This is a genomic window from Mucilaginibacter koreensis, from assembly GCF_054783355.1.
The window spans coordinates 199,862-216,548 of the sequence record NZ_BAAGQS010000002.1; the positions used below are offsets into that span (position 1 = coordinate 199,862).

8 protein-coding genes are annotated in these 16,687 nt (G+C 42.2%); 1 reads left to right on the plus strand and 7 read right to left on the minus strand.

Going from position 1 to position 16,687, the window contains the following annotated elements:
- Window positions 1-73: 73 nt before the first annotated feature.
- The 3 genes from ACYVNW_RS17545 to ACYVNW_RS17555 form a co-directional block, all read right to left on the minus strand.
- Window positions 74-1,405, minus strand: coding sequence for a vanadium-dependent haloperoxidase (locus ACYVNW_RS17545; protein ID WP_460681218.1), 1,332 nt, complete (start codon window positions 1,403-1,405; stop codon window positions 74-76).
- Window positions 1,406-1,484: 79 nt separating this feature from the next.
- Window positions 1,485-3,530, minus strand: a complete 2,046-nt coding sequence (locus ACYVNW_RS17550; protein WP_460681219.1) for a glycoside hydrolase family 65 protein — start codon at window positions 3,528-3,530, stop codon at window positions 1,485-1,487.
- Between the two features lies 1 nt (window position 3,531).
- A complete protein-coding gene (locus ACYVNW_RS17555; protein ID WP_460681220.1) occupies window positions 3,532-6,849 on the minus strand; it encodes a VCBS repeat-containing protein in 3,318 nt (1,105 codons plus the stop codon).
- A 255-nt stretch (window positions 6,850-7,104) separates the two neighbouring features.
- Between ACYVNW_RS17555 and ACYVNW_RS17560 the strand changes: the two genes are divergently transcribed.
- Complete coding sequence (locus tag ACYVNW_RS17560) at window positions 7,105-8,043, plus strand: GyrI-like domain-containing protein (RefSeq protein WP_460681221.1); 939 nt, start codon at window positions 7,105-7,107, stop codon at window positions 8,041-8,043.
- 132 nt (window positions 8,044-8,175) lie between these two features.
- On the opposite strand, the gene ACYVNW_RS17565 is transcribed toward ACYVNW_RS17560, so the two are convergent.
- The 4 genes from ACYVNW_RS17565 to treA all read right to left on the minus strand — a co-directional run bounded on the left by ACYVNW_RS17565 (window position 8,176) and on the right by treA (window position 16,591).
- Complete coding sequence (locus ACYVNW_RS17565) at window positions 8,176-9,711, minus strand: RagB/SusD family nutrient uptake outer membrane protein (protein ID WP_460681222.1); 1,536 nt, start codon at window positions 9,709-9,711, stop codon at window positions 8,176-8,178.
- A 28-nt stretch (window positions 9,712-9,739) separates the two neighbouring features.
- Entirely contained in the window at window positions 9,740-12,652 is a 2,913-nt protein-coding gene (locus ACYVNW_RS17570) for a SusC/RagA family TonB-linked outer membrane protein (protein WP_460681223.1), read from the minus strand.
- Window positions 12,653-13,305: 653 nt separating this feature from the next.
- Window positions 13,306-14,919, minus strand: a complete 1,614-nt coding sequence (locus tag ACYVNW_RS17575) for a DUF6377 domain-containing protein (protein WP_460681224.1) — start codon at window positions 14,917-14,919, stop codon at window positions 13,306-13,308.
- Window positions 14,920-15,025: 106 nt separating this feature from the next.
- The gene (gene treA, locus ACYVNW_RS17580; protein ID WP_460681225.1) at window positions 15,026-16,591 is read right to left on the minus strand and encodes an alpha,alpha-trehalase TreA; all 1,566 of its coding nucleotides are present in this window, start codon (window positions 16,589-16,591) and stop codon (window positions 15,026-15,028) included.
- Window positions 16,592-16,687 lie beyond the last annotated feature (96 nt).

Genomic DNA, 16,687 nt, shown 5'->3' on the forward strand with positions numbered 1-16,687 from the left:
TCTACAGTAAATAAGCATGGTGAAGAAGATTTCTCGCTATCGCTCGAAATGACAGCAAATTGTATAGAATTGCTTACTGTTTCATCTTTAATTGTATAGCTACCGAATCGCCTACAATGGTGCCATATTTACGCGATACCGTGCAGGAGTTTTGAAAGTGTATGCCACCGTAAAAGCGCGACCGTGAAGTTTCATAAGCTGCATCTTTAAATGATTTAAAAGAACGGCTTGGGATGCCAAACTCCAGTTCGGAGGTATCCTTATAAGCAATATTATCACCTAAAGCGCTGGTTAAAGCCTGTGCGGCAGCGGCCGAAACGGTACAATGGCCGCAGGTGTATTCCGGGAAGGGGGGCGTTTGCAGGTGCGGACGCCAGTCACTGTCAATATACTTATCTATAACGGTTTCAGGGCGGGCTGTTTTATAAATGTATTTGGCCGCCCATGATTCAATGAAGGCATCGAACAGGGCAATAGCTGTTTTGGCATAAGCATATACGGTGGTGTTGAAATCGGCTTTCGCCTCTTTGGCGCCAATGCCCACAATGCTCAGCCAGTGGCCCGGTGGCGAAAACTTCTTGGTGATAAACTGCACATGCCCCATCACATTCAACTTTTGCGGGTTGTCATCCCAAAAGTCGGCAATGTGGGTTTGCTCTTTATCAAGGTGGTCGCCTGTGTTTTTAATCAACATCACCTCTTTATAATAAGGACTGTTTTTGTTGGTTACATCAAATTTTGGCGGTGGTGGTACGCTGTATTCATGGGCGTTATGCATTACCATTGTCCTTATTTCGCCCCAGTGCGGCTCTACGGCTTCGGCATACATAGGTGGGGTGGGTGTCCATCTGCCAAGAGAATCATTCAGCGCAAATTTCGGTGCACTACGGGTTTGCAGGTAATGGTCGCCTTTGCTCCAGGCTAAAACGGCCTTTGCTATTCTGGCGGCAAACTCTTCTGAGCCGCTAATCATCTCCTGCGGCATGCCATGGGTAACAGCCAGTGTATGCAAACTATCAGTATATAACTTCATACTGCCCTCGGGGAAGGTAACCGCCTCGCCCACACGGCAAAAGGCCAGTAAGGCAGCGTAAGGATAGTTAACTTCTTCGTTTGGCAGCGGTTTGGGTAAAGCTTTTAACCCATTCAACTGCCCGGCCAGTGAACGGTAGTGCTTGGTGTTACCTGCGGCAATAACCTCATAACCGGCTATGGTAGCATAAGCATAATTACGGGAAGCCACCACCGGCGAAAAATTATTGCCCATAACTACACTGTTCAATTCATACACGGTACTGCTATACAGGGCAGGATTACTGAACACTTTCTCATAATTTGACTGCTTGCACGAGGCAAGCGCTAAAATTAGCAAGGCACAGCAAAGAGCTTTAATGCATTTCATCATATCAATAAGTATCTGAAACTTACCATTGAGAGTGCCGGTATAACACTCTCAATGGTAAGTTGACAATATAAAAATTGTACTATTTATTCTTAACCGTAAACGTTTTCTTATCAATACCAACACCAGTAATGGTAATAGATTTCCAGGTTGGGGGTAGTGCGCTCTTAACCTGGGTAATGCCATTGGGTGTAACGTCCAGCCCTCCGAAACCCATTAGCAGGCTTTGAATAATACCGCCGGCACCGGTAGCAAAGTAGGGGTTAGTACCACCCTTGGTTTCGGCAATCACCCTGAACGGCGGATTCAGGTTGGGTATATATGCATCTTTAAACCAGTGATAAGCTTTGTTACCATCGCCTAAGCGAGCATATAGCAGCGTGAATATGCCTTGTGTCATGGCTGGAGTGCCCTCATTAGGTACCCGGGTTTCATAATACTCCAGGTCTTTTTTTATCTGTGCAGGGTCAGTAATAGTTTCCAGCGGGTAGGCCAACAAGTTTACGTCTGCCTGTTTAATGCCTTCGCCTTTGTAGGTGGCAAACTCTTTGGTAACGCCATTAGGGAGCTTTTCAATCGGGATGTTTTGTGCCACCAGCTTCCAGTCAGGATCTGCTTTCAAACCCAACAGCTTGGCAGCAGTGGTAGCGTTAAGCAGATTGGCTTGTGCAGCAGCATTGGTAAATGCGTTATTATCTACATTTTCAGCCCATTCATCAGCAGCTACCACATCTTTAATATCATAATGGCCGGGGCCGTTACGTTCTACGCGGCTTGCCCAAAAATCGGCAGTGGCCGAGAGGATAGGCCATCCTTTTTCGCGCAGCCACTCCTTATCTTGCGTTACGCAGTAGTAGTTCCAGGCAGCCAGGGCTACATCGGCGGTAATATGGTGCTCAAACGGACCACTCAAGGCCCAAACCGGCGTTTCTTCTACGCCACTGTCGGCACTCTCCCATGGGAACATAGCGCCTTTGTAGCCATGCGAAAACGCATTCTGTTTGGCAGCTCCTAAACGCTGATATCGATATTCTACCATTGATTTGGCAATCTCGGGGTGCAGCACCAGCATGGCCGGGTACATCCAAATGTCGGTATCCCAAAACACATGGCCGTTATAGCCCAGCCCTGATAAACCCATAGGGGAAGGAGAGTAAGCCGTGCCGGCACGAGAGAACGAATACAAATGATATAACATACTGTGTACATCCTGCTGGGCCTGGGCGTCGCCTTCAATCTGGATATCGCTTTTCCACAAATCGGCCCATGCCTTTTGATGGTAATCTACCAAACGCTGGCGGCCTTCCAGCTTGGCAAACATGGTAATACGCTCAGCCTGATTGAGTGGGTCGGCATCATGTGCCGAAGTGATAGATGAGCCTGCCACTGCATACTGATAAGTTTGCCCGGCAGCAATAGCCTTACTGAATTTCATGAGGTGCATGTTGTTATCCCACATCTCGTGGATGACACGTGGTTCTTGCCCGTGCGCCTCATTAAACAAAAAGGTGTTAGAGGCACATAGCTGCAGCTTACCTGTAGGGCTTTTAGCGGTTGAGGTAAGCAAACTGATGGTGACATGTGGTCGGTCAATCTCGTTATAATAGTTCTGCACATCTTTAAGTGCGTCAGGGGCTTCCATTACACTGGCGGCAGTAATATTGATGGGCTTTTTGGCAGTTACCGAAATATCCATCAACACTGTAAACGGCAACTGGCGCAGGGAGTAGTAAGTGTATGTGATGCTGGCATCGCTGCCATAATCAAAAGAGGTAGTGAACGCCGCCTTCTGCATATCGAGCTCCTGTTTAAAGTTGCTCACATTTTTGGCATCAATGCGCCTGCCGTTAATTTCGAGATAGCTGTTAAGCAGGTTAAAACTGTTTAAAAAGTTGCTCACCCGGCCACGTCCGTATAAATCATATGCACCGGCCAATACTACGTTTTTCACTTTAAAAGGTTCGGGCGATGATACCACGCCGATCATGCCATTGGCTACGGTGATGCCATAATAATTGGCCGGATCAATTTTATCTGCCTTAATTACCCAGGGACTTTGCGCCAGGGCTGAGGTGATGGATAGCCAACCCAAACTTAATCCGGCTAACAGTGCCGACCGCTTTTTCATACTATTTATTCAGTTTAAGAAATTTAACAGGTTTATTATTAACGGCAACGGCATAAATAATGCCCGTTGCTGTGCGTAGAGCTTTTATATCGCGCACCTCGCCACGCAACCAAAAGCCGGAGCTTACCGGCGATGGCAGGTTGAATTGCTGACCTTTTGTAAATAGCACATTGCCATAGTTGGCATCGTAACGGCCCTCGTATGGTAAAACGCCGCTAAAATTTCCGCCAGTAAAAATGCCTTGATGTGCGCCTGTGAAGGATGTAAAGGCGAATAGTGGGGCCGTTTGCACAGCTGCAGGAAAAGGCTTGAAAGTAAAACCTTTAGTACCTTGATTATAAAAAACACCTGATGCAAAAGAGGTAACTGTAAGCGGATGATGGTCATCTAAAGATTCGCCAAACAGCTCATTAACCGTTTTGCCGGCAAAGTCATGATAGTACAAAAATTTCTTTTTTATTATTGGTACTTGTTTTTCTATTTCGCCTTTGCCTAAAAAGGTATAATCTTTTTGGTTGAGGCTATAGGTAAGGATAGGGTCAATCATGCCGTTTTTATCAATGTCTGACAAGTAGAGCTTTACCGGGTTTTGTGCCGAAGGTTTCAGCTTACTGTTTAGGCCATAGTTACCGGCCAGAATATCGGTTTTACCGTCACCGTCTGCATCGGCCAGTACAATGCGCTGCCACCAGCCGCTAAGTTGATTTAAGGCCGGTGACGATTGCTGCACCAGTTTTCCTTTTTGATTAATAAACACTTTTACTGGAATCCACTCACCAGCTACCACTAAATCAGGCCAGCCGTCGCCGTTTAAATCTCCAAAGGCAGCCGAGCGCAGCATACCGGCGTGTTTCAATTCTTCGGGCAGGGTTACCTTCCGGAAGGTGCCTTTACCATCGTTCAATAATAAGTAGGATTCAGGTATTGGCCCGAACTTACGGGCGTTGGGTGCACCGCCTACAAACAGATCAGGGTAACCGTCGTGGTTTACATCGGCGGCTGCCACTGCCGATTTGTTGAGTTTGATTTCAGGTATGGCGTTCGAGCGGGTAAAATTGCCTTTGCCGTCGTTTATATACAGGCGGTCGGCCAGCTCCGGCGAATCATCAGGTAACTCGTTGCCGCCACTGGCTACGTATAAATCGGGGTGGCCATCGTGGTTTGCATCTAAAAAAACGGCATCTACGTCCTCGCTTTCGGCAGTGGCAGCAAAGGCTGGCTGTATTGAAGTTTGAAATTGCCCGTTTGGAGTTTGAATAAACAATGCACCTGCCTGACCTTTTGCGCCACATGCATAAAAATCATCCAGCCCATCGTGGTTCACGTCAGCTACTGCCATGCGTGGACCTTCGGTCGATAGCATGTGGGGTATCAGGGGCTGCATGTTAAAATCTACAAAGCTGTTCTCTTGATGTTGCCAGTTGAGATTAACCTGCCTGGTTACGTCGGTAAATAAAGGCTTTGCCGTAGGAAAAAATGCATTATAATTAAATTTAGCTGATGCATTTTTCTGCTGGATGGTAAGCAATTGGTTTGCTTTCACATTTTTAATGACCTGGTAGGTTTGGTTAGGCCAAATAATTAACAGGCTGTCTATCTGCTTTATCTTCCCCAACCCAAAATGCAGTTTGGGTTCTACAGATGATTGAAAGCCGCGGGTAAGCATGAGTTGCTCGTATTGTAATTGATTGCCGCAAAAAGCATAGGCTTTAACCCCAAGGCCGAAATGGTTATCGGCTGTACCTTCAAATTTTAAAGCAAGATAATTGGTTTTACCTGCTAAATTTTTATAAATACAGGCTTCATGGTTAATGTTATTGGTTACCAAATCCAGGTGACCGTCATTGTTCAAATCTGCGTACGCTGCGCCGTTAGACAACATAGCCTCTTGCATACCCCAGGCGTTACTCTTGTCAACAAACTGCTCTCCGGCTGTACCTTTGAACAGATAAGGGTGCGCGCTGCCGGCTGGCATCTTGTCCAGCACTACGCTATCCAAATCATGAGTATAGCTTAATCTGCCGCTTACCGCAGTGTTGGAGATGAAACTCACATAATCCATATCCGTTGGGCGGCGTTTAATGCCGTTAGCAAAAAAGAGGTCCTTGATACCATCGTTATCAAAATCAGCCAGCAAAGGGCTCCAGGTCCAGTCGGTAGCGGCTACACCGGTTTGCAAACCGATATCACTAAAGGCTTCACCATTGCCCAGGTTTTTTTGCAGGCAATTGCGAGAATACTGGTATTGAAAGCCGCCATTTAAAATTTTGAACTTATACTGATCGTAAGATTCATCGCCGCCGTAAGTTTTCAAAACGTTTTCTTCCGAAGGCAGCATGTCGGCCGTTACCACATCCAACTGACCGTCGTTGTTGAAATCAGCCACATCATTACCCATACTAAACCGGCTGTAGTGGTTAAAGTGTTTGGCGCCACTTTCGGTAAAGGTACCGTTGCGGTTGTTAACGTAGTAGTAATCATTTTCATGAAAATCATTACCTACGTAAATATCCTCCCATCCATCATTATTTAAATCGGCCACGGCCAAGCCCAGTCCATAGCCTAAAGCGCTGCTGTAAATGCCTGCTTTTTGAGTAATATCAGTAAAGTGGCCTTTATCGTTTCTGAACAACCGGCTACCAGCCAGGGCATTTGTTTTTTTGCGCAGCGTGGTATCGCCATACGTCTCTACTGAGTGGTTGGATTGATTGAGCAGGTAGCAGTCTAAATCACCATCATGGTCATAATCAAAAAAAGCGGCCTGTGTGGAATAACCGGAAAAGTTAAGGCCATATTCAGCCGATTTTTCGCTGAAGGTGCCATTGTGGTTATTGATATACAGTAGATTGTTACCCTTCAAATTCAGTTTGCCCGCTACGGCGCATACGTAGATATCCAGCCAGCCATCATTGTTTACATCGGCCATGGTAACGCCGGTGCTCCAGTCGGCCGTGCCGTTTACTTGTGCTTTGGCTGTAATATCTTCAAACCGATAATTTCCCTTATTAAGGTAAAGTTTGTTGCCGCCTTTTTGGTTGGAAGTGAAAAATAAATCGGGCAAGCCATCATTGTTAACATCACCTGCTGCTACACCACCGCCATTGTAATAGTACAAGTAATCAAGTATCCCCGGGCGATCATTGTCGCTGATGCGGTTAACGAAGTTGATATGGGTTTGTGCCGGAGTAAGCAGTTTAAATAGGGGAGGTTCGGCCGGTGGTTGCGAAGTGCAGGAGTAAAAGCTTGAGCATATCAGTATGACTATGCAAAATTTATATATAGCAGAGCAGGCACGTTTAAACAAAACAGTATTTTTCAAAATCAATTAAGTTTAATTAGATTAATTGTTCGGCTTTGGCTGCATCCGCAAGGTAGGAGGCGAAGCGCAGTGTATAGCCGGGTGATGTATGCGTATAAAAACAACTGGCGTATAAAAATATCCTTTTATACTGACTTGAACAATACAACCGGCGTTGATTAAGTGTTAATATTACAGGTATTATAATAACACGAGGTTGAACCCATTATTGATTTGTTAATTTTGAAAGCCTTAGAAGGAAAATTTTAATTGTACATGAAAAAAGTTTGGTGGACAGCACTTCTGCTGATTTTCGTAATCGCTGCTTTTATTCCTTATCAACAGCAAACCCACATACTCATTAAGAAAAAATATAATAACGTGTACAGCCTGTTATTAAAACCTGATTTGTGGCAAAAATGGAATCCTCAGCTAAAAGCAGAACAGAAGAGGGAGCCGCCGTTGGCTGTAAAAATAAGCAAGCGGAATATGGGTTTTGATATTGATGTACATAACATCAATATTATTGTAAATATAAATGGGTTTGGCTTTGATGTTAAAAAGCAATATGCCTTTTTGTCATTGAAGTACAGTTTTACTATTTTGCCCGCTACCAATACCCGGTACACAGATGTGGAGTTATTTACAGTATCCAGTTTGTTCAAAAATATAGTGGGCTGGATGAGTAATAGTAGCTCAATGAATGATATGAAGAGTTTGAAGCAGTACATCGAAAACGATGATGCTTATTACGGCTACAACATTGATATTCATAACGCAATAGATACATTGATAGCCGTAAACCAGAAACCGGTACCTGCAAGGAGCCGTAATAATGCTATCATCAACATGAAGCAGGAACTGCAAACATTCATCAAAAAGAATAAACTGAAAGTTACACAACCCGTTATGGCCGATATCAGGCCGCTTTCTCAAGATTCGATTAGGGTAATGATTGGCTTTTCCGTAAATAAAGCGGCCAAAGGAGCTGAGTCTATCCGTATAATGAAAATATCCGGACAGGCTAAAGTTGCCGTGATTACGTACGATGGTAAATACGGCAACAGACAATCCGCTTACAACACGTTAAAAAGTTACCTGCGGGATTACGATTTGCTGGCACCTGAAATTTTGTACGAGAAGTATTTAAACAATAAAATACCGCTAAATGATAATGAAGACGTGCACATGCAAATTATAGCTCCGTTACAATAGGTAATTGAAAAATATATGATGTTAATTCCATCCATACTGAATGGGTGGGCTTAGTTGTAGTATATGGCACAATAAAAAAGGGGTAGCGATTTCACTCGCTACCCCACATCATGCTTAAATGACAGGTTATTTTTAGTAACCAGGATTTTGTTTCAAGCCAGTGTTTGCAGCTAACTGGCGTGAAGGGATAGGGAAAATCATATAATGATTGTCCGGATCCTGAACTTTAGCTGGTGAACGAGGACCGGTGAAATATTTAGTACCGGTAGCAACTTCAAAACGAATTAAATCGTTTCTTCTCCAGGTTTCCCAAGACATTTCGCGGCCACGCTCGGCTAATACGTTAGCATCAGTAATATCAGCAGCTGTCCAGTTGGAAACGCCGGCACGGGCACGAACCACATTAATAGCTGTTGCAGCATCATTTAGATTACCTAAGCGCATTGAAGCTTCTGCTTTCATCAGGTAAGCATCTGCAAGGCGGAATATCGACATATCATTGCTTTGATCTCCATTAGTGCCTGGTTGTGGCTGGTATTTAACACTACGGGCGCCTGCTAAACGGAAGGCATCGCTGGCATCGCTGATGGTATTAAAATTGGGGTTTATAATTACCGGAGCTTTGCCGCGTTGATCATCTACCAAGATTGCACCAGTAGAAGTATATTGCTGGCCAACCAGGAACATAGCTTTACGCTTATCATCATTAGTAAAAGAGTTATAATAGCCGGTAGGAGCACAGAAGCCGTTATTCGGGTTACCGGTTAAGTTGTATGTTAAACGGTGGGCATAATGCAAGGTTTGGGTTTCCCAACCGTTGCCTCCAATATTGGCATTGTCAAAAGGCACAACAAAAATGTTTTCAGTTGACCCTTCATTTGATATAGTAAAGTTATCAAGGTAATTAGACATCAAGCTGTATTGACCTGAGTTAATTACCAAATTAACAGCATCTAAAGCTTTTTGATATTGAGGTGTTCCGGTGTATACTTGAGCATTAAGGTAAAGCTTTGCCTGTAACATATAAGCCGCCCACTTGTTAAAACGACCATAAGTAATTGATTTCTTTTCCTCTAACAGCGGAATATTTGTGATCAGTTCGCTTTCAATGAAACTGTATACTTGTGCACGTGGTACCGTTACCACCTTTGCTGGATCAGTATTATAATCAGTTACTAACGGAACGTTTCCGAACATATCCATAAACAAGAAGTAATAGTAAGCACGTGCCACTTTAACTTCTGCCACAATGTTATTAATGTTAGAAGGCTTTTCTTTTAAAGTGCTCAATATGTTGAGAACAAAGTTTGCGCTACTAATGCCGTTGTTGATGTCATTCCAGGTATCGTTAATTTGATCTATGCCCGGAGTCCAGGTATGCAGATAAAAGCTTTGCCACTTACCACCATCATACCAGTCACCACCACGGGTAGGTACCACCATTTCATCCGTGGTTGCCTCATTTAGCTGGTAAACGTTGCCATCAGGAATACTGGTTAAGGGCGTATATACAGTGGCTACTCCTGCAGCAACTTGGGCAGGCGTACGGTAAAAGTTTTGGGTTTCCGTAACACTATATACTTTCTTATCCAGTTTGGTACAAGAATCGGTTAAAGTACCGGCTGCACAAATGGCCGCCAGCATTAATAGATATTTAGATTTTTTCATCGCTTTCATATAATGGTTAAGCTAATTTTTATTTAAATGAAGCACTGATGCCTAAAGTGAATGAACGTGTACGAGGGTAATAGCCACGGTCTCCGTATGATACGTCGATATAGGCTTGATTATTACTGCCGTTACCATTTTCTGTCTTAATTTCAGGATCCAAGCCTTTGTATTTTGTAATTACAAATAAGTTGTTGGTAGCTACATACGCTCTTAAAGATTGGAAGTAGGGTACAGACTTGAAAGTATATGATATTGTGGCATTATCTAAACGCAGGAAAGATGCGTTTTCTAACCAGCGGTCTGAAATCGCTTCAGGCGAATCTGTAGTACCATCGGTTAAACGGGCCTGTGATACGTTCAAATTAGGTATACGACCAATAGCTTGTAAATTCAACTGAGTGTTATTATAAATTTTTTGACCATACACCCCTCGTAATAAGAAATTCAGGCTCCAGTTGCCATAGCTGAATGTATTGGCAAAGCCATAATTGAATTTAGGGCTTGGGTCGATATAATATTTAGGTGCATTTTGAATGCCGCCCCATTGGTCTCGCGTTTTGCCGTCAAACAACTGATTACCAGCTGCATCTAAACCTGTATAATGTGCCAGATAAAATACAAACGGAGTGTAACCAGGGGTAAGATATGTAAGAGCTAAGTTACTCAAACCTTGTCCAGCCGGATAGCCAACCTGAATACTTGGTGCACTTAATGGAATGGTTTGACCTCCAGTCTCTAACTGACCTGAGAGTGAATTTACTCTAGTTCTAACTTTAGTAAATGTAATATTGGTACTCCAATTAAATTTGTCACCTTTTACTGGTTGAGCATTGATAGCAAACTCAATACCTTTATTGCTCAAGTTACCTACGTTAGCCAAAATATTGTTGAAAAGAAATGGCGGAGTAGGCACTGTATAAGTATAAATCAGGTTATTGGTTTTGTCGTTAAAATAGTTGATATCACCTGATAAGCGACCATTGAATAAGTCGAAATCTATACCAATATTACGGCCAACACGTTCTTCCCAGCGTAAATCATTGTTAGGATTTTGAGTGGGTCTAGCCGAAGCTGCGTATGGGTAAGAAACATCACCTGTAGAGTAGTTTCTGTTTGCTCCGATTAAACCTAAAGTGCTTAATGAGTAAATGTTATCGCTGTTGCCCACTTTACCATAACCGGCCCTTATTTTTAAATCAGATAACCAATTTACATCTTGGAAAAAGTCTCTTTTAATGCGATAAGAAGCACTGATTGACGGGAAAGTACCCCAAGTATAATTTGTGCCAAATTTTGATGAACCATCACGACGTATTGAAGCAGTTAAATAGTAGCGGCTGTCATAATTGTAATTTACGCGAGCCAGGAAAGAAATCAACAAAAATTCATCTTTTGATGAAGGGGTTTGTCTTTTAGCAGGGTTACCTGAGTTCAAGGCATTTTCGCCCAGGTTTTGATCTAAGAAATCTTGACCACTTGCACCAAAGCTGCTGAAAATATAATCGTTGTATTCGTATACGCCTGTAGCACTAACTGTATGTTTACCGAAAGTCTTATCATAGTTCAAATGTACATCACCTTTGTAAGAGTTACGGTTATCAACATTTTGTGAACCGTTGCTTAAATTGCCAGTATTTGGAAACGTAGGCTGGAAATAACGATACTGAATGTTGTTACGATAAATAGATCCAAATACACCAGCTTTCAATCCGGGGGCTAAAGTATAATTAGCCGAGGCATTGAGTAAAGTTAGGTATTCATAACGTAGGTTGGTAGTTTGCGTAAGTCGTTCAACAGGGTTGGCTTGTGCGAAACCTGTAAAATCGTTAAAGCTACCATCAGCGTTGTAAACAGGAAAAGTGGGCGGCGCATTGAAAACGTAAATAAAGTTACTGTAATCTGTTAAGCGGCGTGTTGTGCTTACATTTTGAATACCTACCTGTATATCCAACTTGTCATTAAAAGCTTTTTGTTGGGCATTGAAACGGAACCCTAATTGTTCTTTGCCACTATTCAAAACAATACCATTTTCTTTTTGATAATTTACTGAAGCGCGGTAATTGAATGATTCTGCTCCACCAGAGAGAGCAACATTATGGCTTTGAGTAAAAGCTGTACGGGTAATTGCTTTCTGCCAATCAGTATTATTTGGCAAATTTAAGCTTGGCGGCAAGTTAGGTTGGGCACGTAATTGATCTGCTGTTAACAGATCGTAATACTTAGCCTGTTTACCAACGCTTACATATCCGTTGTAATCAACGGTAGTTTTTCCGGCACGGCCTCTTTTGGTGTTTACAATAATTACACCATTTGCACCGCGTGAACCGTAAATAGCAGTAGCCGATACGTCTTTTAAAACGTCATAAGATTCAATATCATTTGGAGGAATATTTTGGAATTGATTTGGATCATCCAGAATCACACCATCAACCACAAATAATGGGGTTAAACCACTGTTCAATGAAGTTTGACCGCGCAAACGAATGGTAGCATTTTGGTTAGGGTCACCACCAGGTTGGGTAATTTGTAAACCAGCAACCTTGCCAGAAATTTGATCAATTGGATTAGTAATAGCGCCTTTGTTAAAGTTTTGTGAACTTAAGTTAGATACTGCGCCTGTAACGTCTTTTTTACGGGCGGTACCATAACCTACGCTTACTACCTGTACTTCATTCAGGGTAGTGCTGTTGGCGGCTAACGCTGCATCAACAACAGTTTTGCCAGCAACGCTTACTTCCATACGGTCGTAGCCTACGTATGAAAATACCAATGTGGTGGCTGAAGCTGGTACAGACAGGCGATAAGTACCATTAGCTGTGGTTTGTGTGCCAATAGTGGTACCTTTTACTGAAACTGTTACGCCGGGTAACGTTGAGCCGTCTTTGGCGTCGGTTACTTTACCAGTAATTGTTTTGTTTTGCGCCCAGGCGGACTGCATAGCAAAGCAAAATACCGCAAAGAAACATACTTTGAGTAGATTTTTTAATTGCATACAATTTGGTTTAAAAAAATTGAATTGGTTAGTTAAAAATTGTGTTTTTAAAGAAAGTGTCGCAGCAGGTAAATTATACCCGTGCAACAATAGATGGCTGTGGTTTAGTAAGTGTAGAGTTTATCCATAGAATGTTTTAAAATAGGTTTTGATTTTCACAGGGCTATTTTTTCATAGCACAAACTTATAGCTGTAATTTTCACAGTTATTTTTTTGCTTGAAGAAATAAGCCCGTAGAGTAATAATTGTACTTAACGGTTACGCTTAAAAAATGTTAGAATTTAGTTTAATTAATTGATCGGCTTAAACCTTGGTGAATTACACTTAGGTAGAGTTCAGCAAAGCCTAAATCCAATTGGTTATTACAAAGTAAAACACTTGTTACAACAAAACCTATAATTTAACACAAAATATAAATAAATATAGGTGCGTATAAAGTTAAGTTGCTGATTATAAAATTTTTAAATAAAAAATTACCTTAAAAAATATAAGTCTAATTTAACAGTTTGTAGTGTGAAGATTGAAAAAAATAGGATTGATTTCGAGAATTAATCAAGCGAAAAGTATAGAAAGAAATGCAGCTTAAAAATGTGTACTTTTTACACCACGTCCACGGCTTTAACATCCATAATAGTGCGGTCAAACTGCTCACTCGATACTATTGATTTGGCCTTGATACGCATCTTATATACATAGATGGTATTCACAGAGTATTCCAAAATATTGGCTATAGCTTGGTTATTATCTATACCCAATCTAATCAAAGCAAATATTCGCAAATCAGTATTTAGTACTTCATTATCCTTAGGCCATATTTGATCCTCTTCCTTTAACAGTGAGTTAAAAACCGTTACAAAGTTGGGGAAGATTTTTAGGAAAGTATGGTCAAAAGTATGAAACAACTGCTCACGTTCCTTCTTGATGTTGATTTCATTAATAGTGCTTAATATTTCATCATATTTTTTGGTGGTCAGCTTGCGTTCAATGCTTCGCTTCAATTTTTCAAGTTTAGAGATGTACTCAGAAATAATATTGAAAAAGTTGCCTATGTATTCTTCTTTGATACGGGTATCTTCAATTAAACGATCATTAATTTGTTCTAATTGCAGGTTCTTGTCTTCAATAATCCGCTCTTTAATACGTAGGCGCTTAAGTTGGTTAAATACAATAAAAGAAATCAGTGAAATAACAATTGCCAGTGCTGTAATGGAGACCAGATAAATCAAAAAGCGCTTTTTTTCATTTTCTGTTACAATGAGCCTTTGGGCCGCAATTACAGGTAATACGGCGCCAATTTTAATGGTACGCAGGCGTGCGCCATAAAATTGGGCATTATTCATAGCTTCCTGTACAAAAGTATAGGCATCCATAATGTCGCCTTGCCGGTACAGTTCTTCGCCCAGTTTAAAAATAGCCAGGGTTTCTTTTGTAGATGAGCGAATATCATTAATGGCTGCAATGGTAAGCAGCGCTATCTGCTTGTCTTTATCCTGCGGACGATAATAAAACCGACTTAATCCTGTAGCTACCATTGCCCGCTGGTGGGCAGTGAGCGGATAGTGATCTAAAAGATCAGCATAGTAAACAGAAGGCTGCTGCATTTGCTGGTTTTGCACCTGCTTTCCGCCTAAATTGATTAACCGTTCGAATGAATTTGGTTTAGAAAATGCGATTGCAGAATCCAAATATTTGGTAGAGATAAGGTTGTCAGCCTTAGCATAATCGTTACCGCTGTTATAATCGGCTAAATCGCCGTAGGCGCGGGATTTGATAGAATAATATTCTTGCTTATCTTCCTTACTCAGTACACTGGTGTTAACTTCGTTCAGGCACTCAAAGGTTTCTTTGAACATGCCCGCAGAGATGAGGATGAAGGCCAGTTTGATACGGCTTTCATTCTGTTTGGGTACATCTTTGGCAGCTTTACTAATGGCCATCATCTCCTGAGTATACACATAGGCCGAATCAAATTTGAATGACCGGTATTCGTCATAAATCTGATTGCAGGCTGCATACCTGACAGTGTAATCAGCTATAGGCGTTCGGGCCAGTACCATTTTCATTTTTTGTAGCCTGAAAGCTTTATGGCTGTCATACCTATCTGCCCGGGCCAGTTCGCTTTTAAGCACATTCAATAAGCTATCTGTCTGTTCGGAGCAGAATGCCGTATTTCCCAGGAATAACGATATCAGCAATGGCAAAAAAAGCCTCATAAAACAGATGATACTAACCGGCTAGTAAGCTACATTAAAAAAGCAGAACCTGAAAATGTTTTAACATCTATACAGGAGGCCACTGGTAAACAACTACTCTTTTGTTTTACAAGTTATCGAAATGATAACGATTAAGCAAATACAGTAGCGTACCGTTTGTCCAACCAAAACCATCTTGCAGGGGGTATTCGCCGCCGCCGGCTTTCAGGTCAGTATCTATCACATTGTATTTTTCTACCAATTTTCCAGTGTTGTTAAACACCCTGATGTTATTGTTCACCCAGCTCTCGGCAATTTGCCGGGCCAAGGCACCCTGTTTATAGTTATTTAAGCCATCAATTGCCATGTATTGTAACGGTGCCCATGCATTGGGGCTATCCCACTGCTGGCCCGAACGCTCAAAGGTGGTTACCAGTCCGGCGGATTTCAAAAATTTATTTTTTAATCCGCTGGCTACAAGTGCTGCCTGCTGTGGCGTAGCAATTTTAAACTCGAGCGGATAAGTGCCGGCCAAAGTTTGCTGTGGCGTTTGCTGTTGCTGCTTCCAGTTATAATCCATAAACCAGCCAAGCTTTGCATTCCAGCTATATTTTAAAATGGCAGTTTTACGCACTTGTGCTTTGTTATAATAATTTTTATAGGCAACCTTATTGCCCTGCAACTGGTAGGACCGTGCAATGTCCAGTTCCAGATGGTACATCAGGCAGTTTAAATCAATGGGGATGATATTGGTGGTTTGTATGTTTTCCAACTTACCGGAGGTATCAAACCAGCGTGTGCTAAAATCCCAACCCGACTCGGCAGCGGCGCGTATGTTGCGGTAAAAATCGCCGGGTGCTTGTTGGGTAAGTTTGGCAGCAGTTACATCCTGTTTATAAGATTCTTCGCGGGGCTGATCAGAGTTGTCATAATAGCGGTTCATCACCTCGCCGGTAGGCATACGTACCACACGGCGGTAGGCCATGCCGTTTTTAAGCTTTTCGGCACCATTCATCCAAAACTGATATTCTTTCAACATTCGAGGTTGGTATTTTACCAATACTTGTTCGCCTTCATCTTTAGCCAATATATCCAGCATCATGGAAAAGAAAGGCGGCTGCGAACGGGTAAGGTAATAGGTACGCGTGCCATTTGGAATAAAGCCATACGTATTCAGCAGGTAGGCAAAATTGCCAATCATATCCTGAATGATTTTGGTTTTATGGCTTTCCTGCAAACCCAGCATGGTAAAATACGAATCCCAATAATAAGTTTCGCGGAAACGACCGCCCGGTATTACAAAATCATTGGGTAGCGCCAGCAAAGAGGAGTATTTAGAAACGGTATCGTGGCGGCGGTATAATACCTGCCATAATGTATCTATATGTTTACGGATGCCTAATGAAATATCACTTCTGAACACGTTGCCGTTACCGCCAGGTATCGCAAAGTTATCAGCCACAAACTGCTTTAAATTAAATCCGGCTTTGTCTTTTTGACTGTTATAATCTTTCAGTATGGCCGCCGGATCGCGTTTCGGCGTACAATCCACAAAAGTTTTATTGTCAGGAAAAACATCATGAAGCTGCACATCCTCAAAAAGGCCGGGAAAAAGCTGGCGGGGCGTGCGGTTTTGTGCAAAAACTACCTGTGCAGTAATAAGCAGCGATAGTGTAAGCAATAATTTTCTCATTCTTAAAATCGGTTCGTTAACAAAATGAAGGTAGCAAAAGCAATACAATAATAATACTTTAGTACCTGTTTCATTTAGGGCAGATACTATACAATT

Coding starts and splice junctions, on each gene's coding strand:
- ACYVNW_RS17545 (WP_460681218.1), bottom strand. CDS start 1,405: ATGATGAAATGCATTAAAGCTCTTTGCTGTGCCTTGCTAATTTTAGCG.
- ACYVNW_RS17560 (WP_460681221.1), top strand. CDS start 7,105: ATGAAAAAAGTTTGGTGGACAGCACTTCTGCTGATTTTCGTAATCGCT.
- ACYVNW_RS17550 (WP_460681219.1), bottom strand. CDS start 3,530: ATGAAAAAGCGGTCGGCACTGTTAGCCGGATTAAGTTTGGGTTGGCTA.
- treA (WP_460681225.1), bottom strand. CDS start 16,591: ATGAGAAAATTATTGCTTACACTATCGCTGCTTATTACTGCACAGGTA.
- ACYVNW_RS17575 (WP_460681224.1), bottom strand. CDS start 14,919: ATGAGGCTTTTTTTGCCATTGCTGATATCGTTATTCCTGGGAAATACG.
- ACYVNW_RS17570 (WP_460681223.1), bottom strand. CDS start 12,652: ATGCAGTCCGCCTGGGCGCAAAACAAAACAATTACTGGTAAAGTAACC.
- ACYVNW_RS17565 (WP_460681222.1), bottom strand. CDS start 9,711: ATGAAAAAATCTAAATATCTATTAATGCTGGCGGCCATTTGTGCAGCC.